The following is a 24,006-nucleotide window of genomic DNA, read 5'->3' on the forward strand; positions in this document are numbered from 1 at the left end:
TCCATTTGCGTCCCCGCTAGCTGGACCCGGAGGTCGGGTGGTTCTCTTCTATATTTAAGGTTTCTCGTCGAGACCAGAGCACTGCAGTATTGTGCATGGCAACATGATCATTTTCCATACGGACTGAAATGTCCACCCTGTGGCTGCCCCGCCATCTGGCTAGTTCGCCCAGAACCGGCCCATCCGCTTCCGGCCCATCTCAGCCGTCATCGGCGCAAGCTGATGTGGACCGAGCGCCGGATCCTGCGGCTTACTCGATCAGTTGCGGCTGTTGAGATGCCGCACCCTTCGCAGTTGCGGAAACAGCACCGCCCACAGTCCGGCGACGGCAATCGCACCGACGCCGCCGATCACCACCGCCGGCACGGTGCCGATCAGCGCCGCCATGGTGCCGGCGCGGAACTCGCCGACTTCGTTGGAGGCGCCGACGAAGACCTGGTTGACGGCGTTGACGCGGCCGCGAACCTCGTCGGGTGTCCACAGCTGGATCAGCGTCTCCCGGATATAGACGCTGAACATGTCGGTGGCGCCGAGGCCGGCAAGGGCCAGGATCGACAGCCAGGTGATGGTCGAGACGCCGAACAGCACGGTGAAGGCGCCGAACCCGGCGACGAAGCCGAGCATGATCTTGCCGGCATTGTCGCGCAGCGGATGCCCGGCAAGCCAGACCGCGACACAGATGGCGCCGATGCCGGGCGCCGAGCGCAGCAGGCCGAGGCCCCACGGGCCGAGTTCCAGAATATCGCGGGCATAGACCGGCAGCAGCGCCGAGGCACCGGACAGAAGCACGGCGAAGAGGTCGAGCGAGATGGCGCCCAGGACGATCTTCTCGCTCCAGATGTATCGGAAGCCGGCAAACAGCGTCTCCATCGTCGGCTTGTCGGTGGCGCTCTGCTGGGCCGGTTTCGGAATGGTGAAGATCAGCAGACCGGCCACCAGCATCAGCACGGACGCAACGGCGTAAGCGGCTTCGGCCGAGACGCCATAGAGCAGGCCGCCGGCGACCGGGCCGACAATGGTCGCCGTTTGCCAGGCGGACGAGTTCCAGGCGATCGCATTGCCGAAATCTTCCGGCGGAACAAGGTTGGCGAACAGCGACGACGAGGCCGGCCCATAAAAAGCGCGCGCCAGGCCGAACATAGCCAGCACGATGAAGATCGGCAGCGGGCTGACGAGACCGCGCAGCGTGAAGTACAACAGGACAAGCGCACAACCTGCCTCGACTACCGTCGCCAGCGCCATGATCAGGCGGCGGCCGAAACGGTCGGCGACAACGCCGGTGACCAGCACCAGCAGCAGCGACGGCAGGAACTGGACGATGCCGACAATGCCGAGATCGAAGGGATCGCGCGTCAGATCATAGATCTGCCAGCCGACGGCGACGGACACGATCATGGTGGCGAAGGTGGTCAGGAAACGCGCCGCCCAATAGCTCAGGAAGGAGCGATGGCGGAAGGCGGCGTAACGCCGGTCAGGCGGTGTATGGGAATGGGATGTCATGGATACAGGCCCCGTTGCTTGCATTGGCCGGCGGGGCACTTCCCGGAAATGGGCGCTGTTCCGGCCAATGAAACTTATCAAAGTTCGGGGCGCGTATGCGTGAAAATCGGGCCCGGATCAAGCGGTTTTCAAGCCGCTCGCCCGATTGCACGCGGACGTTACTGCCTCAGCGCGGCGGAAATGGCGTCGAGGCCGCCCTGTAATTCCGCCTCTTTCGGCCAGCCGAAACCGACGCGGAAGAAGCGCTTGGGCATATCAAACCAGTGGCCGGGACCGACATAGGTGCCGTGGTTTTCCAAGAGATTGACGTAGAAACGGTCGAGGTCGAAGTCTGGACTGACAACGAGCCTTGGAAATCCGACGACGCCGCCTTGTGGCCGCACCCAGTCGACCAGCGGCTCGCGGTCGATCCAGGCTTGCACGATGTCGCGGCGTTTCGCCATCTCGGGCAGCAGCGCGGCCAGGAAAGCGTCGCGGCGCTCCAGCATGCCGCGCGCAATGCCTTCGTCGATGACGCTGCCGCAAATGCCGATCTGCTCCTTGGCGGCGAGGAAGCGCTCCTGCAGTTCGGCATCGCTGGTGATCAGCCAGCCAATGCGGATGCCGGGAATGCCGAAGGCTTTCGACAGCGACGAGACGCTGATCGCCTTGGGGCTGAGAGAAGCCGCCGCCGGCAGGCGCTGTCCATAGGAGAGGTCGCGATAGGTCTCGTCGACCAGCAGATGGCAGCCGCTCGCTTCGGCCAGCGCAATCAGCGCGTCGAGATCGGCCCGGCCCATCATCGTGCCGGTCGGGTTGTGCGGGCAGGTGACGCTGATCAGCTTGGTGTTCGGTTGCATGCTGGCGGCGACGCGGCCGAAATCGATGGCAAAGCCTGCGTCGAAATCGAGATCGACATAGGAGATGGCGCAGCCGATCGCCTTGGGGGTCTCGATGTTGGTGGCGTAGTTCGGCCGGACCACGACAAGGTGGTCGCGCTCCGACAGAAGCGAGGTCGAAATGATGAAGAGCGCGCCCGCCGCACCGGCGGTCACAAGAACATCGTCAGGCGAAATGCCGGAATCCTGCGCCGCGATCAGCGCCCGCAACTCCTTGTCGCCGCGATGCTCGCCGTAGAACAGCGTGAGATCCGGCAGCGACAGGCCGACGTCGGAGAGTTTCTGATCGGCGATCGAGCTTTCGGAGAGATTGAACCGAATGCGATCGTAGCCGTATTCCTCCGGCGCCTCTTTCTCGATCACCATTCTGGCGTAGTTCATGGCTGCTCCCCCAAAGTCCTGACACTCAGAGGTACAAGCCATAAAAGCACGAAGCCTGCCAAGGCTCATTCGCCGGCAGGCTTCTGTTCCAGTCGTCCAAACGATTGGCTCAGGGCCGAGGCGCTGATCCCACTCAGGCCGGAACTTTGGCCTTCCGACCCTTGGCTTTCGCCGGCGCGGCCACTGCAGCCTTGCGGCCGAGGCCGATCGACTTGGCCAGCTCGGAGCGCGACGCCGCGTAGTTGGGGGCAACCATCGGATAGTCGGCCGGCAGGCCCCATTTGGTACGATAGGCTTCCGGCGTCAGGTTGAAATGGACGCCGAGATGGCGCTTCAGCGATTTGAATTTTTTGCCGTCCTCGAGGCAGATGATGTAATCCGGCGTCACCGACCGCTTGGGATTGACGGCCGGGATCTGCGGCGCCGCCACTGGGGCCGGCGGCTGGCTGAGCCCGCCGATCGACGCCGCAACGCTGGCGATGAGATCGCTCAGGCCGGCAACGGGCAAGCGGTTCTTCTCGACGTAAGCGGACACGATATGGGCGGTAAGCTCGAGCAGGTCGATGTCCTTGTCAGAGTCGTTGCTGTCGTCGGCCAATTTATCTCTCCGTCGCTAGGGGGGTGGCGGAAACTCCCAGAGCGGTCCCAGCGGAGCCGGAAATCCGCTCTAGTCATTTGTCTTGCCGCATATGTGCGGTTGCGCCAGATGATTCCATCCGGTGCCACCGATCTAATCGCCAAATCTGCGTAACGCAATGACTTCGTATCGCGCCGCACGTCATTTTGAACAACTATACTGAATTTTAATACTATCAGACGATCAGCGCCTTGTCGCGCCATAGTCGAAAACCGCCCTCGAAGGCGCGCGTATTGTCGCCACGCCTGGATGTGGCGGGCAATTCATCCAGTCTGTCGACATTGCCGCCGCCGATGACGACATAATCCGGCTGCAGCGCCGCACGCAGCCGCCCGACGACGTCGAAAACGTATTTGCGCCATTTCTTCTTGCCGTATTTCTCCAGGCCGCGCTCGCCGACATAATCTTCGAAACTGCCGCCCTTGCGGTACGGCAGATGCGCCAGCTCCATCGGCTGGCCGACATTGTTGAGGATCATCGCCGCGCCCAGGCCGGTGCCGAGGCCGAGGAACAGCATGCGCCCGCCATCGTAGCTGCCGATCGCCTGCAGCAGCGCGTCGTTGACGACCTTGACCGGCTTGCCGAAGGCGGCGGCAAAATCGTAGCCGTCCCAGCCCTTGCCGAGATTGGCGGGATCGAGCGAAGGCCTGTTGTGCCTGACCGGGCCGGGATAGCCCATCGAGATCACGTCATAGGGCAGCCCTTCGGCCAGCGTCTTCACCGTGGCGACCATCTGCTGCGGCGTCAGATCCGGTCCGGAATCGGCCCGGCGCATCTCGCCGCCTGCGCTGGTGAGGATTTTTACGTGCGAGCCGCCGACATCGATCGTCAGCACGATCGGTTCCGCCTTGGCCTTCGCGGGCCTGGCTGCCTTGGCCATGTCGTTTCCTCCGCTCACTTGGCGCGTTCCCCGTTTCAGGGAAACGGGGGAATGCTCCAAGTCTTTGTTTTTACGCAATTCCGGACGGAAAAACCGCTCGCACTTTCCTGGAATTGCTCAACTCGGATTGATCCAGCCGTTGGGCGGCCCGAAGCTGGCCATGGCGTCGGCCGGCCCCCAGGTCTTCGGCTCATACATATGCGGCGGCGTGGTGTCGCCGAGCACCGGGCCGACAATGCGCCAGGCAAGCTCGCTGGCATCCTGGCGGGTGAACAATTGGCCATTGCCGTTCATGGCATCGCCGATCAGCCGCTCATAGGGCGGCATGTCGCCCTTCGAATCGTCGAGCGCGGTGAGCTCGACCTGCTCGCCGACCATGTCGTCGCCGGGCGCCTTGCGCTGCGCGCCGATCGAGATCGCCACCTGCGGGTCGATGCGGAAGCGCACGTAATTGGCGTCGCTGGGCTTGATCGGATCGAAGACGTCGAGCGGCGGCCGCTTCAGCCGCACGATCACTTCGGTCACATGCACCGGCATGTTCTTGCCGGTGCGGATGAAGAAGGGCACGTCCTGCCAGCGCCAGGTGTCGACCATGAAGCGCACCGCGGCAAAGGTTTCGACCGGCGAGTTCGGCTTCACGCCGGGTTCAGCGAGGTAGCCGGTGAACTGGCCGCGCACGACGTCGTCCTTGGTCAGCGTGCGGATGGCGCGCAGCACCTGCACCTTCTCGTCGATCAGATCGTCGGCCGAGCGGCCGACCGGCGGTTCCATGGCGAGCAGCAAAAGGATGTTGAGCAGATGGTTCTCGATCACGTCGCGGATAGCGCCGACATCGTCATAGAATTTGCCACGGCCTTCAACGCCGAAGTCCTCGGCCATGGTGATCTGTACGCTTTCGACGAAGTTGCGGTTCCAGATCGGCTCGAGAAAGGAATTGGCAAAGCGGAAATAGAGCAGGTTCTGGATCGCCTCCTTGCCGAGATAGTGGTCGATGCGGAAGATCGACTGCTCTTCGAACACCAGATGCAGCACGCGGTTCAGCCAGCGCGCCGATTGGAGATCGTGGCCGAACGGCTTTTCCACCATCAGCCGCGCGCCATGCGCGGTACCGGATTGCTCCAGCCCCTGGACGACGGTCTCGAACATGGTCGGCGGCACCGCCATATAGTGAAGCGGCCGCTGCGCCGAGCCGAGCGCCGTCTTCAGCTTCTCGAAGGTCGCGCCGTCGCGGTAGTCGCCGCTGACATAGCGCAGCAGACTGGCGAATTTGGCGAAGATCTTTTCGTCGATCTTGCCGAGAGCGTTGACGATGCCGTCGCGGGCCCTCGCCTGCAATTGGTTGATGTCCCAGGCATCGAAGGCGACGCCGATCACCGGCTCGGTCAGCGTCCCCTTGGCTACCATCTGGTAGAGGGCCGGAAATATCTTCTTGTGGGCAAGGTCGCCGGTTGCTCCGAAGAGCACCAGCGTGTCGGACCGTTCCGGGCTCATCTTGCGAGTCTCCCCTGCGGCCTTCACTTGCCGGCCTTCGGCTTTTCGACATGGCCGCCAAAGGCATAGCGCATGGCCGACAGCAGCTTGTCGGCGAATTCGGATTCGCCCTGCGAGGAGAAGCGGTCGAACAAAGCCGAGGACAGAACCGGCGCCGGCACGCCGGTGTCGATCGCCGCCTTCAGCGTCCAGCGGCCTTCACCGGAATCGGAGACGCGGCCGCCGAACTGGGCCAATGCCGGGTCGCTCTTCAGAGCGCCGGCGGTGAGGTCGAGCAGCCAGGAGCCGATCACACTGCCATGGCGCCAGACCTCGGCCACCTGCGGCAGGTCGATGTCGAACTGATAGTATTGCGGGTTTTCCAAAGGGCTGGTCTCGGCGTCGGCAGTGCGCTGTCTTTTGCCGGCATTGGCCGATTTCAGGATGTTCATGCCTTCGGCGTAGGCGGCCATGACGCCATATTCGATGCCGTTGTGGATCATCTTGACGAAATGGCCGGCGCCGCTCGGTCCGCAATGCAGGTAGCCAAAGGGTGCGGTCCCGCCCGCCTTGTCGGGCGTGGCGCCGGCATCGGCGCCGGGCGCCAGCGTGGCGAAGATCGGATCGAGGTGTTTGACCGCCGTATCGGGGCCGCCGATCATCAGGCAGTAGCCGCGCTCCAAGCCCCAAACGCCGCCGCTGGTGCCGACATCGACATAGTGCAGGCCCTTGGCCGCAAGCTCGGCCGCCTGGTCGACAGCGTCGTGATAATAGGAATTGCCGCCGTCGATAATGATGTCGCCGGGCTCCATCAATGCTGCCACCTGGTCGGCGATCTTGCCGGTGATCGCCGCCGGCAGCATCAGCCAGGCGCTGCGCGGCTTGGAAAGCTTGCCGACGAACTCCTCCATCGATGCGGCGCCGATGGCGCCATCGGCAACCAGGGCGGCAACGCTTGCCGGGTTGATGTCGTAGACGACGCATTGATGGCCGTCGCGCATCAGGCGGCGCACCATGTTGGCGCCCATCCTGCCCAGTCCCATCATTCCGATCTGCATGGTGTTGTCCTAGTCGCTTGAGGAAAGAAATTGCTGGCGAGTTAGTTCTCAATGCCGACGGTGAAGTCGACATTCTCCCAACGGTCGCCGTCGGGCCAGAAAAAAGTGAAGACGATCGTATTACCTCGCGGAATATCGGTCACCGGCAGATCCGCCATATGGACGCCAAAGACATTCACGGACGTGTTGATTTCATGGCTGGTCTGCCACTGGTCGCCGCTCCAGCGGATCAGTGCCGGCTGCAGCAGTTCAACCCGCAGCGTCTTGCCGGCTTCCATGGTGCGCAGCCTGTTGTTGAAGCGCCATATCCTCAGCGGCGAGCCGGTCTTGTCCCTGACATAGCGCTTGACGCCTTGCGGCGGCATGTCGAAGACGGCGCCGTCGCGGAGCGAGCGCAACAGCTTGATGTGTTCCGAATGCGCCCAGACCAGCGGCATGGCGCTGCCCGACGGCTTGCCCAGCCACAATTCGCGCTCCGGTATGTCGGCGCCGTCCCAGACCTGTTCCGGCAGCAGACCGCCCACACCAGCCGAAGCCTCGAATGTCCTGAGCAGGCTTGCCGCCTTGTCCTTGTTACCGGCGGCCAGCTCGTAGTGGGCGCGTTCGCCGGCCAGCAACGGCCAGGGCCGGCCCTGGCCGTTGCCGTCGAAGGGCGCGCCGTCGGCGTGTTCGCCATAACCGTCGCTGGTGTAGCGATACCAGAGAGGCCCTTGCGGCAGGTCGCAGCGCAGTTGCGCGTCTATGATCTTGACCGTGCCGACGATGCGCGGATCGTCCGCGGCCCTGAGGCCGAAGCGGACCAGCGCCAGCGCGTCCGGGCTGACAATCGCTTCGGCCGGCTTGTCGGTATCGCCCGGCGGACGGTTCTTGATCGGTACGAAGCCGTCCTTCGGCGATGCGGCGCCTGAAGCGTCGGCCGGCGCGATGCGGATGTAGTAGCCGTCGACGCCAGCCTCGTGGCACTCCGGTGTGCCGCTGACATAGGTCCAGCGCTCGATCTGGTCGTTCCAGCAATCCGCGACCTCGCGCAAATAGTTAGCCGGCTCGGGTTTGCCGTTGACGTCGAACAGATCGGCGGCGCCAAGCAGTGCCGATATTTCGACGGCGAGCGTGAATGGGCTGTAGCCGGCATCCTCTTCCCAGCGGTCCTGCCCGGTGACGGGACCATTGCGCACGACATAGGACATGGCCTTCTCGATCATCGGCATGAAGGCGGCGAGCTTGGCGCGCGGCAGATGGCCGGCGCGGTGCAGCGCATCGGCAAGCAGCAGCGGGAAGGCGCATTCGTCCATCTGGATGCCCGGCCAATAGAGCGAGCCGTCGAGCCACACATTTTGTGGCCAGTGGCCGTCCGGCTGCTGGATGGAACGGAGATAGGCGAGGATCTCAAGCGCCTGCGCCGGATCGCCGGCGGCGACGAAGCCGCCCGCGGTTTCGACGAGGTCGCGCGGCCAGACCAGATGATATCCGCCAAGGTCGTCGTCGCCCTTGCTGAACCCCCAGGGGATCGACAGGCTGGCAACGGCCGCACCGGGCCTCGCCAGCGACAGGTGTGTCGCCAGCACCGCTGTGCTGACGCGGTAGGTGTTGAGGCCGGATGCATCATGGTGGTCGAGCGCCGTCAGGCCTGCCTGCCATTTCCGCCATTTCGCGACATAGGCCTTTGCCGCCGGCTCAAAACCGCGTTTCAGGCTGGCGGCGGCGTTTTCGGCCGCTTCATCCGGCGTTGCCCCAAACCCAAGCGCAAGCAAGGCTTTGCTGTTGCGTAAGGAAAAGCCGATCTCGCCGGTCAGCGCGACATTGCCGTCCTCCGCCCTTTGGCAGGCCGGATCGAGCCGGCCGGCGCGGCTGAGTTGCTGCCAGCCGTCGGAAAAGCCTGCATAGCCGGCCGAGCAGTCGCCCCAGGGCAGCGAGGAGGCAAGCGCCAGGCAGGTGCCGCGCCCGGACGCAAACAGCATCGGCTTGCCCTTGTGCTCGCCGATCCAGGCGGTGTTGCCCATGCCGGCATTGACCAGATGCGGCGCCAGCAGGGCGTAGACGCGGTAGTCCGTGGCCACGCCCTCGAGTGCCGTGAAGCTGGTTTCCTGCAGCAAGGCCGGGCGCGCCGGATCCGCCAGGATGCGCTTTTCGACCCGGTAACAGGCCGTCGCGTTGACCAGCCGGTAGGCGGGCACGCCGTCCTCGAACGGCTCGATGGCATGTGTGGCGTCACGCTTCTCCTCGGAAAACCAGCCGCCGGGACCGGTGACCAGCAGTCCCATGTCGCGCGTGCAGGCGCTGTCGAGGCCGGGATAGTAGATTTCATCGACGATGCCATGGCCGAGCGTGAACCAGACGCGACTCGCCGTTGAAAGCGCGGCACCTACGCCGCTCTTGGCGCTTGACGTCCAGCGCGCCGGAATTCCGGGCGCGCCCATTCTTTTGGGTGCACTGGGGGGAAGGGTCGGCGGCGTCGCTGCCATGCATGGTCTCCTGGGCCCTTCCCTAGACCAGCAGGCGAAGGCTTTTCAATCATCGCACCTGAAGTTGATCGCCAAAGCGTAACCGATCGCAGTTGACAAGCGGGCGTATCTGAATTTGTCTGACAATAGATAAAAAACAGGCAGACAACGCCAAAACCATCTGCAACAGTCGGCGGGGCCGACAATCTATGGGAGGATTATGACATGAAGACACTGCTCGTCCTGAGCGCTCTGACGGCGATGCTCGCCTCGGGCACGGCGCTTGCCGACACCAGCGGCAAGAAGATCGCCTTCTCCAACAATTACGCCGGCAACTCGTGGCGTCAGGCGATGCTCGACAGCTACGGCATCGTCACCAAGAAGGCGGTTGAGGATAAGATCGTCGGCGCCGCCGACATCTTCACCACCGCCGACAAGGAAGTGCCGACCCAGGCTGCCCAGGTGCAGAACCTGATCCTACAGGGTTATGACGCCATCGTCATCAATGCCGCATCGCCGGATGCGCTGAACGGCGCCATCAAGCAGGCCTGCGATGCCGGCATCGTCGTCGTCTCCTTCGACGGGACCGTCACCGAACCTTGCGCCTACCGCGTCGTCGTCGACTTCAAGGACATGGGCAAGCAGGAAGTCGAGCAGATGGCCAAATTCCAGCCCACGGGCGGCAATTTGCTGGAAATCCGCGGCCTTGCCGGCACCTCGATCGACGATGCCATCCATGCCGGCATCCTCGAAGGCGTCGCCGCCCATCCCGAGTTCAAGATCGTCGGTTCGGTGACCGGCGACTGGGACCAGACGACGGCGCAGAAGGCGGTCGCGACGATCCTGCCTTCGTTGCCCGACATCGTCGGCATCGTCGACCAGGGCGGTGACGGTTATGGCGCGGCACAAGCCTTTGCCGCCGCAGGCAAGCCGCGTCCGACCATCATCATGGGCAACCGCCAGGACGAGCTGAAATGGTGGAAGGAGCAGAAGGACAAGGATGGCTACCAGACCTGGTCGGCCTCGATCGCGCCCGGCGTGTCGTCGCTGGCCTTCTGGGTGGCGCAGCAGGTGCTCGACGGCCGCACCGACATTCCGCATGACCTTTTGGTGCCGTATCTCGCCTTTACCCAGGACAATTTCGAGACCGAGCTGCCGAAAATCAAGGAGGGCGGCGTCGCCACCCACGAATACAGCCAGGAAGACGCAATCGCGGCGATCAAAGCCAATATCAAGTGATGCATTGCATTCATTGCCAGCGGCATGACCGACCGGATATCGTTGAGCATGCCTGAGGCCAATACGGACATCATCAGACTGGGCGGCGCCGAAAAACATTTCGGCGCCGCCCATTTGGACATCATCAGGCTGAACGGCGCCGAAAAACATTTCGGCGCCGTTCGGGCGCTTAACGGCGTCGACTTCCATGTTGTATCAGGCGAATGCGTCGGGCTGGTCGGCCACAACGGAGCCGGCAAATCGACGCTGATGCATATGGTGGCCGGTACGCTGCAGCCCGATGGCGGTGAGATCGCGGTGCGTGGCAATGCCGAAACCGACTACTCGGTGGCGCGCGCGCTGAAACTCGGCATACGCTGCGTGTTCCAGGAACTGTCGCTCTGCCCTAACCTCAGTATCGCGGAGAATACGCGCATCAACCATCCGGCGCTCACCGGCTTCGGCTGGCGACGCAAGGCGGCTGCTCTCATTGCCGCCAAGCTGGACGAAATCTTTCCGGATCACGGCATCTCGGCAGACGACATTGCCGGCGATCTCTCCATCGGCCGGCGGCAGATGGTCGAGGTGGCGCGCGCCTTCACGGTGACGCGCGATCCGCTCGACTTGGTCATTCTCGACGAGCCGACCTCTTCGCTGGACGCGCATACTGCGGGCCAGCTGCTTGCCTTCGTGCGCCGTTTCGTAGCCACCGGGGGCAGCTGCATCCTGATCTCGCATGTGCTGGGCGAGGTGCTGCAGAATGCCGACCGCATCGTGGTCATGCGCGACGGCAAGGTGGTCGCCACGGACGTTGCAAAAGCGTTCGACCGCGACCGGCTGGTGGCCACCATGGGCGGCGCGGAAGCGCGCGAGAAGATCGCGGCGGAGATCGCCGCCAGGCCGGCGGCGGGCCCGCTCAGGGTGCGGGCGCGGCCCGAGCGGCAGCAGGACGGCAAGGAGCTTGTCGCTCGCGCCGGCGAGATCATCGGGCTTGCCGGGCTTGCCGGCCATGGCCAGACCGACCTGTTGCTGGCGATCTTTGCCGCCGCGACGCGTAGAAGGCTTGATATCGAGGTGACCGCCCCGGTGGCGCTGGTGGCCGGAGACCGCCAATCGGACGGCATTTTCCCGCAATGGTCTATTGCCGAAAACATCGGCATCCGCTCGCTGGCGCGGCTGCGCAAAGGGTTGCTGATCTCGCCGCAGCGCGAGGCCGAGCTTGCTGAGTTTTGGAAGCAGAAGATCGGCATCCGCACGCCTGACATGACCAACAACATCTTCTCGCTGTCCGGCGGCAACCAGCAGAAGGCGCTGTTTGCCCGCGCACTGGGTTCCGATGCGCAGATCGTGCTGATGGACGATCCGATGCGCGGCGTGGACATCGGCACCAAGCTCGAGGTCTACGATCTCGTGCGCGAGGAGGCGGCCAAGGGCCGGACCTTCCTCTGGTACACCACCGAGACCGAAGAGCTCGACAATTGCGACCACATCCATGTCTTCAAGAACGGCCGCATCGTCGCCAATCTCACGCGCGACGAGCTGACCGAGGAAAAGATCATCCAGTCCTCATTCGGCGACGCGGCCTGAGATGACGGCAGTCGCTCCCGGCCCTACGTCCTCGCCGCGCAGCAGCGCGGCCCGCGCGCGCCTGCTGCGCAGCCTGTTGCCGGCGCTGTCGCTGGCGCTGGTGGTTATCGCCATCGCCTGGCTCAACCCACGCGCCATCAGCTATTTCGGCTTCAGCCTGATGTTGAACCTCGCTATTCCGATCGCGCTGGCGACGATCGCCCAGATGTTCGTCATCGCCGGCAATGAGCTCGATCTGTCGATCGGCACCTTTGTCGGCTTTGTCGGCTGCGTCACCGCGACCTGGCTGAAGGACGCGCCGCTGCTCGGCGTGATCATCCTGCTCGGCTCCATAGGCGTTTATGCGCTGCTCGGCGCACTGATCTATCTGCGCAATCTGCCGTCGATCGTGGTGACGCTGGGCATGAGCTTCGTCTGGCAGGGACTTGCCATTCTGGTGCTGCCCAAGCCCGGTGGCAAGGCGCCGGACTGGCTCTTGTCGCTGATGGCCTTCAAGCCGCCCTTCATTCCGTTCCCTATCATCGCCGCGCTGGCGATCGCAGCGGTGGTGCATTTTGGGCTGATGCGCACCTCCTATGGCGTCATCCTGCGGGGATCCGGCGGCAATCCGGCGGCGCTCAGGCGCGCTGGCTGGTCGCTGCTTCGAACCAAGATCGTGCTGTTTGCGCTGACCGGCCTATTCGGCGTTCTGTCCGGCATGGCGCTGATCGGCATCACCACCTCGGCCGACGCCAATATCGGCAATGGCTACACGCTGCTGGCGATCGCCGGCGTCATTCTCGGCGGCGGCGAGTTCGTCGGCGGCCGGGTGTCGCCGATCGGCGCCGTGCTCGGCGCGCTGACACTGGCGCTGGCGGCATCGCCTCTGCTCACCTTCATGCACATTCCGCCGGACTGGCAGGTCGCGGCCAACGGCGCCATCCTGATCATCGTGCTGGCAGCCCGCGTCCTGATCAGCCGCAGGGAGAGGTAGCGATGACGCTGGTTAAATCGCTTGTCGCCAAACCCTGGATCTGGTCGTTCATCGGCGCGATGTTCGTCTGGCTGGCGACCATCGCTTTCACCGGCGGCTATGGCGGCGGCGGCATGATCACGGCGGCACTTTCGCTTGCCGTGTTCACCGTGATCGTCGGCGTCGGCCAAATGTTCGTCATCACGCTCGGGCCAGGCAATGTCGACCTGTCGCTGCCGGCCAATATCGGGCTCGCCAGTGCCGTCGCCATGAAGGTCATGGGCGGCAGCGATTCCATGATCGTGGTCGGGCTGCTCGCCGCGCTCGCCTGCGGCGCTGCCATCGGTGCCGTCAACTATCTCCTGATCTGGGCGCTGAGGATCCCGCCGATCATCGCCACTCTGTCGGCCAGCTTCATCATCCAGTCGATCGACATCAGCTATGGGCGTGGCCTGCAGATCAAGCCGCCGCCCGGCTTTGCCGATTTTGCCAACTGGCAAATCCTGGGCATTCCAGTGCTGGCGATCCTTACCGTATTGTTCACCATCGGTGCGGCCATCGCCTTGCAGCGCATGATCTATGGCCGCTCGGTGCTGGCGATCGGCCAGAACATCCGCGCCGCGTGGCTTGCCGGCGTCAATGTCGGCCGCACCCGCTTCCTCACTTACACGCTGTCGGGCGCGCTCGGCGGCATGGACGGGGCGCTGCTCGCCGGCTATTTCCGCGGCGCCAATGTCGATATCGGCAACGAGTACCTGCTGGCCTCGATCGCCGTCGTCGTCATCGGCGGCACCTCGGTCGCCGGCGGCAAGGCCAATGTTCCCGGTGTCTGGGGCGCGGCGCTGTTCCTGGTGCTGCTTCTGACCATGCTCAACACGTTCGGCGTCAGCGCCGGCGTTCGGCTGTTGCTGACCGGGCTGATCATCGTCGGCGTCATCACCGTAGCCGGTGGCGAGAAGGCGGTACGCTAGCGCCGGCTCCTGCCAGCGACACGCCCAAATTTGACCATGTGGACAAAAGTCCGCACCCGTTCCATAGTTCCGCGTCTGATTTCGGAACAGCCGGCTCGACACGGCTGTCAAACAGAGGGGCACTAGATGGAAAACCGGAAAAACAAATCGCAATCGACCGGCCTGTCGCGGCGCGACGTGCTGGAACTCGGCGCACTTGGCCTGGCCGCAGCCATGCTGCCGGGTGCAGCCTTCGCCAAGGACAAGAAGCTGAAGGTGGCGGCGATCTTCGCCACGCCGATCGAGGAGCCGTGGGACAACCAGATCCACGTCGCCCTTCAGAAGGCCGAGAAGGAACTCGGCATTGAATACAAATGGTCGGAAAAGGTGCAGACCGCCGATTTCAGCCGCGTCATGCGCGAATATGCGCAAGGCGGGTATCAGCTGGTGCTGGGCGACGCCTTCGCCGCCGAGCGTGAATCGCGCCGCACGGCAAAGCAGTTCCCGAAGACGGCATGGCTGTTCGGCTCGGGCGCCGGGCCGGCCGAGCCCAATTTCGGCGTCTTCGACAACTGGATCCACGAGCCGGCCTACCTCTCCGGCATGATCGCCGGCAAGATGTCGAAGTCGGGCACGATCGGCGCGGTGGCGGCCATGGGCATTCCGGAAGTGAACCGGCTGGTCAACGCCTTCTTTGCCGGCGCCAAGGAGGTCAATCCCAACATCAAGAAGAAGGTCGCCTTCATTGGCTCGTTCTTCGATCCGCCCAAGGCCAAGGAAGCGGCGGTCGCCCAGATCGATGCCGGCGTCGATGTCATCTATGCGGAGCGCTTCGGCGTCATCGAGGCGGCGGTGGACAAGAAGATCCTCGCCATCTCCAACATGTCCGACCAGTCGAGCCTCGGCCCCGACACGGTCATAACCGGGCCGGTCTGGGACATGTATCCGACAGTCGAGCAGGCGATCAAGCTGGTCAAGGCCGGTGTCTTCACCGCGCAGGACTATGGCGATTTCTCGCGCATGGCCAAGGGCGGGTCGTTCCTGGCGCCCTACCATAAATTCGACAAGACGCTGCCGGCGGATGTGAAGGATCTGGTCGAGAAGAAGAAGGCCGAGATCCTGGAAGGCAATTTCCGGGTGGATGTGGATGAGAACACGCCGGTTTCGGATTAGCTCGGCGCACCCCCTCCCCCTTGAGGGGAGGGTGGCCCGCAGGGCCGGGTGGGGTCCTCCGCGAAGTGCTCCATCCTGCTAAGTCATGGGTTGAGGCAGTTGACGTGACCCCACCCGCCTCGCTTCGCTAGGCACCCTCCCCTCGAGGGGGAGGGGTATCTCCGCAGGAGCATCCTTGTCCGCCCCTCTCATCGAAATGCGCGGCATCACCAAGAGCTTCGGCGCCGTCAAGGCGAATGAGGCTGTCGATCTAAGCGTCGCCCCAGGTGAGATCCTCGGCCTGCTGGGCGAAAACGGCGCCGGCAAGACGACGCTGATGAATGTGCTGTTCGGCGCCTATGCGCCGGATGCCGGCGAAATTCTTATCCAGGGCAAGACCGTGCGGATCACCAGTTCGGCCGATGCGCTGGCCGCCGGCATCGGCATGGTGCACCAGCATTTTCATTTGGCGCCAAGGCTGACGGTCCTGGAAAACCTTCTGATTGGCATTCCCGGCAAATCCGGCCGCATCGACCGCGCCGGCGGACTTGCCCGGTTGTCCGACATCAGCCGTCAGCATGGGCTGACGCTGGACCCCAACCTGCCTGTCTCCGCGCTGTCGGTCGGCGAGCAGCAGCGGCTCGAAATCGTCAAGGCGCTGTTTCGCGGCGCCAGGCTGTTAATCCTCGACGAGCCGACGGCGGTGTTGGCGCCGGGCGAGGTCGACGGGCTGTTTTCGGCGCTGCGCTCGATGGCGGCGCAGGGGCTCGGCATCATCTTCATCTCGCATAAATTGAACGAGGTGCGGGCGCTCACCCATCGCTGCACCGTATTGCGGCACGGCCGCGTCGCCGGCCGTGTCGACGATCCGGCGAACACGACATCGGCAGAAATGGCGCAGCTGATGTGCGGCCATGAGATCGTGCCGCCGGCAAGAGGACCTTCGATCCCAGGCGCGGCGGTGCTGACGCTCGACGGTATTTCCACCTCACGGCATTCGGGGACGCCGCTGCGCGATGTATCGCTTGCCGTTCGCGCGGGCGAAATCCTCGGCATTGCCGGGGTCTCCGGCAATGGCCAGCGGGCGCTGGCCGAGGTGATTTCCGGCACGCGCGCGCCCGACGCCGGCGCGATGACGATAGCCGGCAAACCTGTTACGCGGTTCTCGCCGCGCGAGGTGCAGGCGCTCGGCCTTGGCCGCATCCCGGAAGACCGTATGACGACCGGGCTGGTCACCAATCTGCCGCTCGCCGATTCCATGGTGTTGCCGCGCATTGGTACTGCGGCTTTCAGCAGCCGGGGCCTGCTCAAGCCAGATGCGATCCGCGCCTTCGCCGAAGAACAGATCAAGGCCTATGACATCAGGTGCCCCGGGCCGATGACCCGCGCCGGCGCGCTGTCGGGCGGCAATCTGCAGAAGGCGCTGCTGGCGCGCGAACTGGCTTTCGACCCGAAGGTGCTGATCGTCTCGCAGCCGACGCGCGGCCTCGACATCGGTGCCGCCCGCTTCATCCACGAAAAATTCCTCGACATGCGCGCCAAGGGCTGTGGGATCATCGTCATCGGCGAGGATCTCGAAGAGCTGCTGGTGCTCTGCGACCGCATCGCGGTGATGTATGAGGGCCGCATCGCCGGCACGCTGGACAGCGCCGATGCGACCATCGCGCGGCTTGGGCTGCTGATGACCGGGGCGGAGGGCAGAGCCTAGATGGACTTTCTCACTCGGTTCCTCGCAGAAACCTCAAATAATACTGCCCGCTTTTGGCTGACTTTAAGCGTCAGCGCTGCCCCTCACCTGCCTGCCGGCATCCTCTCCCCGTATAGAGACGGGGAGAGGGGCTCTCACCCATGGTTTCGCCAATCACCACAGCTGCAAGAGGGGAGTTGCATAGGGCCCAGATCCCTTCTCCCCGTGTCTATACGGGGAGAAGGTGCCGGCAGGCGGATGAAGGGCGGCGCGACCGTCTGGGCGGCGGAGGGGCATAGCTGATGTTCCGCCTCGAAGCCCGCAGTTCCACCCCCGCCTGGTTCAATCTCGCTTTGCCGCTGCTGGCCATCGGCGCAGCGCTGGTCCTGTGCAGCGGCCTCATCGCGCTGGCCGGCGCCGGCGTGCTTGAGGCCTATGGCGTGATGCTGTCGGCCTCGTTCGGCGACAGCTATGCCATCACCGAAACGCTGGTGCGCGCCGCCCCGATGATCTTCACCGGGCTGGCTGTGGCCGTCGCCTTCCGGGCCAAATTCTGGAACATCGGCGCCGAGGGCCAATTGCTGGCCGGCGCCGTGGCCAGCTGCTTCGTCGGCGCCATCCCGATGCCGGGCGCGCTGGCGATCTTGTCGATGGCGCTGGCGGGCGCTGCTGCCGGTGCCGCGGTAGCGCTGGTGCCCGCGACGCTCAGGGTCAAATTCAAGGTGGACGACGTCGTCAGTTCGCTGCTGCTCAATTCGGTCATCTACTATGCGCTGATGGCGCTGATCGAGGGGCCGTGGAAGGACTCGTTCAGCGGCTATCCGATCTCGCCGCCGATCGAGGATTCGGCGAATTTCCCGGTGCTGCTCGAAGGCACAAGGCTGCATCTGGGTGTCATCGCCGCGTTGATCGCGGCCCCGTTGATCTGGTTCCTGATCGTGCGCACCACGCTCGGCTTCCGGATCAGGGTCACCGGCGAAAGCCCGGAAGCCGCCCGCTATGGCGGCATACATGTCGAGCGGGTGCTGATCTCGACGGCGCTGCTGTCGGGCGCGCTGGCCGGGCTTGCCGGCGTCGGCGAGGTCGGCGGCGTGCATTTCCAGGTGATGAGCGACATTTCGCCGGGCTATGGCTATTCCGGCATCGTCGTTGCCATGCTGGCCAGGCTCAATCCGCTCGGCGTCGTACCGGCGGCGATCTTCCTGGCCGCCGTGATGACCGGCGCCGAAGCGATGTCGCGCGCCACCGGCGTGCCGGCGTTCCTCAGCGATGTCATCCAGGGCACGGCGCTGCTCGCCATGCTGGTGGCGCTGCTGTTCACGGCCTATCGCATCCGCCGCGTCGGTGCCGCCTTATGAGCGCGGTGTTCGAACAGATCTTTCAGGTCGGCTTCCTCGCCGCCATTATCCGCATCGCCACGCCGCTGGCATTTGCCACGCTGGGCGAGATGTTCTCCGAGCGGGCCGGCGTGCTCAATCTCGGTATCGAAGGCATCATGCTGCTCTGCGCGATGACCGGCTTCACCGCCGCCAGCCTCAGCGGCAGCCTTTGGCTCGGCGTGCTGGCCGCGGTGTTGACCGGCATGGCGATGAGTGCGCTGCATGCGCTGTTCACCGTGGCGTTCGGCCTCAGCCAGCATGTCTGCGGCATCGGCGTTACTTTGTTCTCGTCCGGCCTTGCCTATTTCCTCTACCGTCTGACCTTCGGCCAGCAATCGGTGCCGCCCAGCATCAAGGGTTTTCAGACGGTGCCGATCCCGCTGCTGTCGGATATTCCGGTTCTGGGGTCAGCGGTTTTCAACCAGTTTGCGCTGGTCTACTTGGCAATCATTGCCATCCCGCTCGCTGCTTTCGTGCTCTACCGCACGCCTTGGGGGCTGTCGGTGCGGATGGTCGGCGAGAACCCGCGCGCCGCTGATTCCGCTGGGGTCAGCGTCATCGCCACGCGCTTCCAGGCGGTCATCCTCGGCGGTGCGCTGATGGGGCTTGCGGGCACCTTCCTCACCATGGCACAGTTCAACGCCTTCACCTTTGGTGTCGTGTCGGGCCGTGGCTGGGTGGCGATCGCGCTGGTCGTGTTCGGCCGCTGGGACCCGTGGCGCTCTGCGGGCGCGGCGCTGCTGTTCGCCTTCGTCGATGCGCTACAATTGCGCATGCAGGCGAGCGGCCTCGGGCATATTCCCTATGAGGCGTTCTTGATGCTGCCCTTTATTTTCACCATCGTCGCGATGGCCGTGATGTCACGCAACGCGGTTGCGCCGTCGGCGCTGCTGAAGCCGTTTCGACGAGAAGAGCGGTAAGGCGAGTAGGACTTGGCGCCCTTCCTCTCCCCCGATCGACGGGGGAGAGGAAGGGCGCCAAGCCTGGGATACTCACATCGCCGTAAAACCATTATCGACAAACAGATGCGTGCCATTGACGAAGCTGGACTCATCGCTGGCGAGGTACAGCGCTGCCTTGGCCACTTCCTCCGGCTCACCGATGCGGCCCTGCTGTGCGGCCAATGCGGCGTCCGACACGTCGACGCCGAGCTTGCCGAGATCGGCGACCTCGCGCAGGCCGTGCGGCGTGCGGATGAAGCCGGGACAGACGGCGTTGCAGCGTATGTTGCGGTCGCGGAATTCGACTGCGATGGCGCGCGCGAACATGTGGCAGGCGCCCTTGGTGGTGTCGTAGAGCACCTCCATGGGTGTGGCCGCCACAGCCGAGATCGACGAGGTGCAGACGATCGAACCGCCACCGGCAGCGATCATGCCCGGCAACACGGCGCGCGTCATCAGGAACATCGAGCGGACATTGACCGCATGCAGCCAGTCCCATTCCTGCACTGTCGTCTCCAGGAACGGCTTTATCACGATGGTGCCGGCATGGTTGAACAACACCGTGGCCGGGCCGAGCCTGGCAGTCGCCGCCTTCACTGCGGCCTCGACCTGCGCCTCGTCCGAGACGTCGGCCACCCAGTGTTCGGCGATATGTCCCCGCGCGCGTATCGCCGCCGCAGTGGCTGCCGCCGCCTCGCCATTGCGGTCAATGATCGCCACCTTGGCGCCTTCGGCGGCGAACAATTCCGAGGCCGCTCCGCCCATTCCGGTCGCGCCGCCCGAGATGATTGCAATCTTGCCGGCTAGTCTTGTACCCATGTTCTGTTCCCCGTTCCCGATCGAAATAATCCGCATTTACGCCGGAATGGCGATGCTATCGCCTATGCAGACGTCGGCCAAGCTTGTCGCTCGCTTGTCTCCAACAGGGGTCTCCCAGCAATGCCAAACCAAATAACAAGGACTACTGAGAAAATCATTCTACATATCTCCAAAAAATAGCACTCGACAAAGTCTACTGATTTTATAGATTAATCCGCAAGACGGAGGTCGATATGTCCTATATCCAGAACGCCGAGACGGACCGCACCAGCCAGAGGCTGGCCAATAGCCAGGCTTTCCGCCCGGCCTATGCCGGCGCTTTCGCCTATCTCGTCTTTGCCCTTGCGTTCGTGTTCACCGGGGCAGTCGTGCTCGGCTTGATTCCCTGACCGATCAGGCCGAAAGGGTGGCGACCTAGCGCTTTCAGTGAGTGACCGGAGTTGATGAACCGAACGCGGACGCGCTTTGGCGCTGATGCTTGTTTTTACGCATGTCGTCGTCTCAAAACCGGGGGCGACATACATCCAACGTGATGGAGGAGATGGCAATGCCGATCGAGTTCACGCATGTTCCCGGTAAAACGCACGCCGCCGATGCCGGTTCGGCCGTACCGTTCTTCTATGATTTCGTCGAGACGGCGACCAAGCTGTCGCTGATCGAGGATTCCGGCTTCCAGAACATCGTCGTCGACGACCCGGCCGGGCTGTTGACCAATATGGACATCGCCGCCCAGGCGCTGGACCGCACCTCGTCGCTGGAAGTGGTGCTGACGCACTGGGCCGGCGTGATCGCGCCAGCCGTTGCGGCGCGGCAACTGGCGGCGCTCGACGCCAGGAGCGGCGGCCGGCTGGCGCTGAGGATGCTGAGCGAGCCGCTGGATGACGACGATGCCGAGACGCGTCCGGTCGGCCACACCGTGGTCTGGCAGCGCATCGACGAATATCTGGTGCTGCTGAAGCGGCTGTGGTCGAACGACCGGCCCTTCGACCATGAAGGTGCATTCTACAGCATCAAGGGTGGCTATGTGCCGCGCAAGGGGCCGCATGGCGTCGACGTGATCATCCGCATGGGTGGCCAGTCCGGCACCGCGCTCAAGGTCGCCGGCCGCCATGCCGACGTGTTTGAACTCACGGCTGGTTCGCTCGACGAGATCCGCCAGCTGATGGAACGGGCGCGCAGCGCCGCCGCCGAGCATGGCCGCGCCGGCAAGCTGCGTTTTGCGCTTCCGGTCCGGGTCCGCTCGGAGGGTGGCGCCTCTACCGTCGGCCACAAGGCGGTCGAACTTTCCGGACCACCGGCGCAGATCGCCCTGTCGCTGCTGCCCTATGCGGCGCTGGGCATCAGCGAGTTCATGATCGTCGGTGTCGACCGGCCGCGCGAGATCGCCAGCGTCGGCCGCGAGACGATCGCGCTATTGCGCAACTCGCTGGCACGCCGGGAGGCGGAGGTGCCGCAGCCCGGCGCGTTTGCCTCGCGGGGCGGGTCGGATATTCACGCAGGGTGAATTTGCGGGTGGAATGAAAGCTATTTCGTAGCGTTCCGTCACACACCCCTCTGCCCGGCAGGGCAGAGGGGTGCTGTCCCGCCAGCGTCTAATCACCACTCAGCACTGCCAGCGCCTCCAGCACCGCGCCAGATTCCGTCAGCGCACCAAACACCCCGTCCTCCACCGTCACCATATGCAGCGCCGCGTCATGCGCGTATTGGTCGCCGCTGGCGCAGGCGTCGGCGATGGTCAGGCACTGGAAATTGAGGTCGCAGGCCTCGCGCAGCGTCGTGTGCACGCAGACATCGGTCGTGCAGCCGGAAAAGATCAGATGGGTGACGCCGCGTGCGCGCAGCACAAGCTCCAGATCCGTATAGGTGAAGGCGCTGTTGCAGGTCTTGTCGACGATGATGTCGTGCGGCGCGACGTCGATGTCGGCGACGATCTGGAAGCCAGGGCCGGAGCGCAGCAGCACGTCGGTGCCTTCGAGACCCGCCCGCTTGCGGCGCCATCTCTCGTACGGCGTCATGTCGGCCATGTCGCCGCGATATCCCTGCCTGGTGTAAATGATGGTGAGGCCGGCCGCGCGTGCCGCTGATATCAGTCGGTTGACTGTCGGCAGGATGGCGCGCAGCGGCGCGGGGTCATAACCCTTCCTGGCGAAATAGCCGGTCGGCGACAGGAAATCCTCTTGCAGGTCTATGACCAGCAGCGCGGTGTTTACCGGCACCAGCCGGCCGTCATAGGGGAAGTCGAACGGTGTCGCCTTGATCATCGCAGCCTGCCTCAATTGCTGCCCGGCATCGTGGCCCCGCAACCCTGCGGCCGTCCATCCCTCAGTGCAACGACGCCAGGCGAACCGACGCCAAGACGATGTGCCGTTGAGACATCGCGCCCATAATCGTTGGCCAAAAAAGTCATCTTGTTTGTTGACTAGTAAATTCATGTTTTATAGTCAAGCAGGGGCACTCGGCGGCCTGAATTATTTTCCAGCGGCCGTCCCGTGTTTGAGAGAAGCCAGAATCCGTGGCTGGAGTTTTCGGGGTCGAGATCGGGGGGTTCCCGCATCCCGTCACCGGCCAGCCGATCGGTTTGCAATGACGAAGCGAGGACGAAGCGTGTCCAGAAATGGTTTGTTGGCGGCGCTGGCCGCGGTCATGCTGTCGGCCGGCAGCGCTGCTGCGCAAGAGCGGCCAAACACGCAGCCCAGGGTGACGACGGTGCCCGCTGCAGCTCCCCAGTCGGCGCCAACTGTAGTCGAACAGCCCGCACCGGCTGCGCCTGTCCCGCCGGCTCCGCCAACTGCCGGGCAGGCGGCGCCGACCGCGCCACAGCCGGCAACCCAGCCCGGTGCATCCGCGCAGGCCGAGGCTTCGGCAATATCGCTGACGCTGCCGCACGATCTGTCGCCCTGGGGCATGTTCATGGCCGCCGACATCATCGTCAAGGCGGTGATGATCGGGTTGGCCTTCGCCTCGCTCGTCACCTGGACGGTCTGGCTGGCCAAATCGCTGGAGATTCTCTTCGGCAAGCTCGGCGCCCGGCGCGCTGCGCGCGCCATCGGCAATGCCGCCACACTGCGCCAGGCCGGGCGCTCGCTTGGCAACAGTGGCGGCCCCGGTGCGCTTTTGGTGCGGGCAGCCGAGGAAGAGACTGCCCTTTCGGCCGGTGCGCTCGGCCATGTTACCGGCGACGGGCTGAAGGAAAGAGTGACGTCGCGCCTGTCGCGCATCGAGGCGGCGGCGGCGCGGCGCGTGTCGCGCGGCACCGGCGTGCTGGCGACGATCGGCTCGACGGCGCCCTTCGTGGGCTTGTTCGGCACCGTCTGGGGCATCATGAACGCCTTCATCGGCGTCTCGCAGGCGCAGACCACCAACCTCGCGGTCGTCGCGCCCGGCATCGCCGAGGCGCTGCTCGCCACGGCGATGGGCCTGGTCGCGGCCATTCCCGCGGTGGTCATCTACAACGTCTTTGCGCGGTCGATAGCCGGCTACCGGCAGCTTCTTGCCGATGCCTCGGCCGGGGTCGAACGGCTGGTCAGCCGCGATCTCGATTTCCGCACGGTGCCGCAGGCGCCCGCGCTGGCGGCGGAGTGATGGGCCATGGCGGCTAGAATTCGCGAGGCTATCGATGGCGATCTCGAAGAAAACCACGAGATCAATGTCACCCCGTTCATCGACGTCATCCTGGTGCTGCTGATCATCTTCATGGTCGCTGCCCCCTTGGCGACAGTCGACGTCAATGTCGATCTGCCGGGTTCGACGGCGACGCCAGCACCCCGGCCGGAAACGCCGCTGTTCCTGACGCTGAAGGACGATCTGACGCTGGCGATCGGCAATGACAGCGTGTCGCGCCAGGCTTTCGCCGCGGTGCTCGACGGCAGAACCAAGGGCGACAAGCAGACCCGCATCTTCCTGCGTGCCGACAAGGCGGTCGGTTATGGCGAGCTGATGGAGGTGATGAACCTGCTGCGCGGCGCCGGTTATCTGAAGATCGCGCTGGTGGGGCTGGAGACGGTGCCGGCGGACGCATCCGCGGCGCACCCGGGCGCCGCCCCGTGACGCAACTGGCCGCCGCCGCCCCCGCGGCC

At 64.4% G+C, this 24,006-nt stretch carries 21 protein-coding genes; 12 read left to right on the forward strand and 9 right to left on the reverse strand.

Annotation, left to right across the window (positions count from 1 at the left end; translation table 11 throughout):
• Window positions 1–258: 258 nt before the first annotated feature.
• From X730_RS144410 to X730_RS144380, 7 genes are all read right to left on the reverse strand, one after another.
• Window positions 259–1,500 carry an MFS transporter gene (locus tag X730_RS144410; protein ID WP_023730214.1) on the reverse strand — a complete coding sequence of 414 codons (1,242 nt, stop codon included), beginning with the start codon at window positions 1,498–1,500 and terminating at the stop codon, window positions 259–261.
• Between the two features lie 158 nt (window positions 1,501–1,658).
• A complete protein-coding gene (locus X730_RS144405; protein WP_023828721.1) occupies window positions 1,659–2,759 on the reverse strand; it encodes a pyridoxal phosphate-dependent aminotransferase in 1,101 nt (366 codons plus the stop codon).
• Between the two features lie 133 nt (window positions 2,760–2,892).
• A complete protein-coding gene (locus tag X730_RS144400) occupies window positions 2,893–3,357 on the reverse strand; it encodes a MucR family transcriptional regulator (protein WP_023687743.1) in 465 nt (154 codons plus the stop codon).
• A gap of 214 nt (window positions 3,358–3,571) precedes the next feature.
• The gene (locus X730_RS144395; protein WP_023715876.1) at window positions 3,572–4,276 is read right to left on the reverse strand and encodes an ROK family protein; all 705 of its coding nucleotides are present in this window, start codon (window positions 4,274–4,276) and stop codon (window positions 3,572–3,574) included.
• A 117-nt stretch (window positions 4,277–4,393) separates the two neighbouring features.
• On the reverse strand, window positions 4,394–5,767 hold the full coding sequence (gene zwf, locus X730_RS144390) for a glucose-6-phosphate dehydrogenase (protein WP_023687745.1): 1,374 nt from the start codon (window positions 5,765–5,767) through the stop codon (window positions 4,394–4,396).
• A gap of 23 nt (window positions 5,768–5,790) precedes the next feature.
• A complete protein-coding gene (gnd, locus tag X730_RS144385; RefSeq protein WP_023683928.1) occupies window positions 5,791–6,804 on the reverse strand; it encodes a phosphogluconate dehydrogenase (NAD(+)-dependent, decarboxylating) in 1,014 nt (337 codons plus the stop codon).
• A 41-nt stretch (window positions 6,805–6,845) separates the two neighbouring features.
• On the reverse strand, window positions 6,846–9,266 hold the full coding sequence (locus X730_RS144380; protein ID WP_031197137.1) for a glucan 1,4-alpha-glucosidase: 2,421 nt from the start codon (window positions 9,264–9,266) through the stop codon (window positions 6,846–6,848).
• A gap of 204 nt (window positions 9,267–9,470) precedes the next feature.
• Here X730_RS144380 and X730_RS144375 point away from each other — a divergent pair, with 204 nt between their 5' ends.
• From X730_RS144375 to X730_RS144340, 8 genes are all read left to right on the forward strand, one after another.
• On the forward strand, window positions 9,471–10,484 hold the full coding sequence (locus X730_RS144375) for an ABC transporter substrate-binding protein (protein ID WP_023826907.1): 1,014 nt from the start codon (window positions 9,471–9,473) through the stop codon (window positions 10,482–10,484).
• A gap of 48 nt (window positions 10,485–10,532) precedes the next feature.
• Entirely contained in the window at window positions 10,533–12,050 is a 1,518-nt protein-coding gene (locus X730_RS144370) for a sugar ABC transporter ATP-binding protein (protein WP_023732918.1), read from the forward strand.
• A 1-nt stretch (window position 12,051) separates the two neighbouring features.
• The gene (locus X730_RS144365; RefSeq protein WP_023826908.1) at window positions 12,052–13,023 is read left to right on the forward strand and encodes an ABC transporter permease; all 972 of its coding nucleotides are present in this window, start codon (window positions 12,052–12,054) and stop codon (window positions 13,021–13,023) included.
• A 2-nt stretch (window positions 13,024–13,025) separates the two neighbouring features.
• Window positions 13,026–13,973, forward strand: coding sequence for an ABC transporter permease (locus X730_RS144360; RefSeq protein WP_023698400.1), 948 nt, complete (start codon window positions 13,026–13,028; stop codon window positions 13,971–13,973).
• A gap of 126 nt (window positions 13,974–14,099) precedes the next feature.
• A complete protein-coding gene (locus X730_RS144355; RefSeq protein ID WP_023670460.1) occupies window positions 14,100–15,125 on the forward strand; it encodes a BMP family protein in 1,026 nt (341 codons plus the stop codon).
• A 175-nt stretch (window positions 15,126–15,300) separates the two neighbouring features.
• The gene (locus tag X730_RS144350; protein ID WP_032910180.1) at window positions 15,301–16,812 is read left to right on the forward strand and encodes an ABC transporter ATP-binding protein; all 1,512 of its coding nucleotides are present in this window, start codon (window positions 15,301–15,303) and stop codon (window positions 16,810–16,812) included.
• A 281-nt stretch (window positions 16,813–17,093) separates the two neighbouring features.
• On the forward strand, window positions 17,094–18,149 hold the full coding sequence (locus X730_RS144345) for an ABC transporter permease (protein ID WP_023683937.1): 1,056 nt from the start codon (window positions 17,094–17,096) through the stop codon (window positions 18,147–18,149).
• Complete coding sequence (locus tag X730_RS144340; RefSeq protein ID WP_023826910.1) at window positions 18,146–19,090, forward strand: ABC transporter permease; 945 nt, start codon at window positions 18,146–18,148, stop codon at window positions 19,088–19,090. The genes X730_RS144345 and X730_RS144340 overlap by 4 nt, the downstream gene beginning before the upstream one ends.
• A 72-nt stretch (window positions 19,091–19,162) precedes the next feature.
• On the opposite strand, the gene X730_RS144335 is transcribed toward X730_RS144340, so the two are convergent.
• Entirely contained in the window at window positions 19,163–19,930 is a 768-nt protein-coding gene (locus X730_RS144335) for an SDR family oxidoreductase (RefSeq protein ID WP_023686096.1), read from the reverse strand.
• 233 nt (window positions 19,931–20,163) lie between these two features.
• On the opposite strand from X730_RS144335, the gene X730_RS1000000166470 reads away from it, so the two are divergent.
• On the forward strand, window positions 20,164–20,319 hold the full coding sequence (locus X730_RS1000000166470; RefSeq protein ID WP_023670454.1) for a hypothetical protein: 156 nt from the start codon (window positions 20,164–20,166) through the stop codon (window positions 20,317–20,319).
• 158 nt (window positions 20,320–20,477) lie between these two features.
• Window positions 20,478–21,434 carry an LLM class flavin-dependent oxidoreductase gene (locus X730_RS144330; protein ID WP_023726079.1) on the forward strand — a complete coding sequence of 319 codons (957 nt, stop codon included), beginning with the start codon at window positions 20,478–20,480 and terminating at the stop codon, window positions 21,432–21,434.
• 88 nt (window positions 21,435–21,522) lie between these two features.
• Here X730_RS144330 and X730_RS144325 read toward each other — a convergent pair whose 3' ends face one another.
• The gene (locus X730_RS144325) at window positions 21,523–22,191 is read right to left on the reverse strand and encodes an isochorismatase family cysteine hydrolase (RefSeq protein ID WP_023726080.1); all 669 of its coding nucleotides are present in this window, start codon (window positions 22,189–22,191) and stop codon (window positions 21,523–21,525) included.
• Window positions 22,192–22,534: 343 nt separating this feature from the next.
• On the opposite strand from X730_RS144325, the gene exbB reads away from it, so the two are divergent.
• Both exbB and exbD read left to right on the forward strand, forming a co-directional pair.
• Complete coding sequence (gene exbB, locus X730_RS0134135; RefSeq protein WP_032910181.1) at window positions 22,535–23,512, forward strand: tonB-system energizer ExbB; 978 nt, start codon at window positions 22,535–22,537, stop codon at window positions 23,510–23,512.
• A 6-nt stretch (window positions 23,513–23,518) separates the two neighbouring features.
• Complete coding sequence (gene exbD / locus X730_RS144320) at window positions 23,519–23,977, forward strand: TonB system transport protein ExbD (RefSeq protein WP_023752670.1); 459 nt, start codon at window positions 23,519–23,521, stop codon at window positions 23,975–23,977.
• Window positions 23,978–24,006: the final 29 nt, after the last annotated feature.

Origin of the sequence: Mesorhizobium sp. L103C131B0 (genome assembly GCF_000502275.1) — a bacterium.
Lineage (GTDB): Bacteria > Pseudomonadota > Alphaproteobacteria > Rhizobiales > Rhizobiaceae > Mesorhizobium.

Coding starts and splice junctions, on each gene's coding strand:
- X730_RS144410 (WP_023730214.1), bottom strand. CDS start 1,500: ATGACATCCCATTCCCATACACCGCCTGACCGGCGTTACGCCGCCTTC.
- X730_RS144405 (WP_023828721.1), bottom strand. CDS start 2,759: ATGAACTACGCCAGAATGGTGATCGAGAAAGAGGCGCCGGAGGAATAC.
- X730_RS144395 (WP_023715876.1), bottom strand. CDS start 4,276: ATGGCCAAGGCAGCCAGGCCCGCGAAGGCCAAGGCGGAACCGATCGTG.
- zwf (WP_023687745.1), bottom strand. CDS start 5,767: ATGAGCCCGGAACGGTCCGACACGCTGGTGCTCTTCGGAGCAACCGGC.
- gnd (WP_023683928.1), bottom strand. CDS start 6,804: ATGCAGATCGGAATGATGGGACTGGGCAGGATGGGCGCCAACATGGTG.
- X730_RS144380 (WP_031197137.1), bottom strand. CDS start 9,266: ATGGCAGCGACGCCGCCGACCCTTCCCCCCAGTGCACCCAAAAGAATG.
- X730_RS144375 (WP_023826907.1), top strand. CDS start 9,471: ATGAAGACACTGCTCGTCCTGAGCGCTCTGACGGCGATGCTCGCCTCG.
- X730_RS144370 (WP_023732918.1), top strand. CDS start 10,533: ATGCCTGAGGCCAATACGGACATCATCAGACTGGGCGGCGCCGAAAAA.
- X730_RS144365 (WP_023826908.1), top strand. CDS start 12,052: ATGACGGCAGTCGCTCCCGGCCCTACGTCCTCGCCGCGCAGCAGCGCG.
- X730_RS144360 (WP_023698400.1), top strand. CDS start 13,026: ATGACGCTGGTTAAATCGCTTGTCGCCAAACCCTGGATCTGGTCGTTC.
- X730_RS144355 (WP_023670460.1), top strand. CDS start 14,100: ATGGAAAACCGGAAAAACAAATCGCAATCGACCGGCCTGTCGCGGCGC.
- X730_RS144345 (WP_023683937.1), top strand. CDS start 17,094: ATGTTCCGCCTCGAAGCCCGCAGTTCCACCCCCGCCTGGTTCAATCTC.
- X730_RS144340 (WP_023826910.1), top strand. CDS start 18,146: ATGAGCGCGGTGTTCGAACAGATCTTTCAGGTCGGCTTCCTCGCCGCC.
- X730_RS144335 (WP_023686096.1), bottom strand. CDS start 19,930: ATGGGTACAAGACTAGCCGGCAAGATTGCAATCATCTCGGGCGGCGCG.
- X730_RS1000000166470 (WP_023670454.1), top strand. CDS start 20,164: ATGTCCTATATCCAGAACGCCGAGACGGACCGCACCAGCCAGAGGCTG.
- X730_RS144330 (WP_023726079.1), top strand. CDS start 20,478: ATGCCGATCGAGTTCACGCATGTTCCCGGTAAAACGCACGCCGCCGAT.
- X730_RS144325 (WP_023726080.1), bottom strand. CDS start 22,191: ATGATCAAGGCGACACCGTTCGACTTCCCCTATGACGGCCGGCTGGTG.
- exbD (WP_023752670.1), top strand. CDS start 23,519: ATGGCGGCTAGAATTCGCGAGGCTATCGATGGCGATCTCGAAGAAAAC.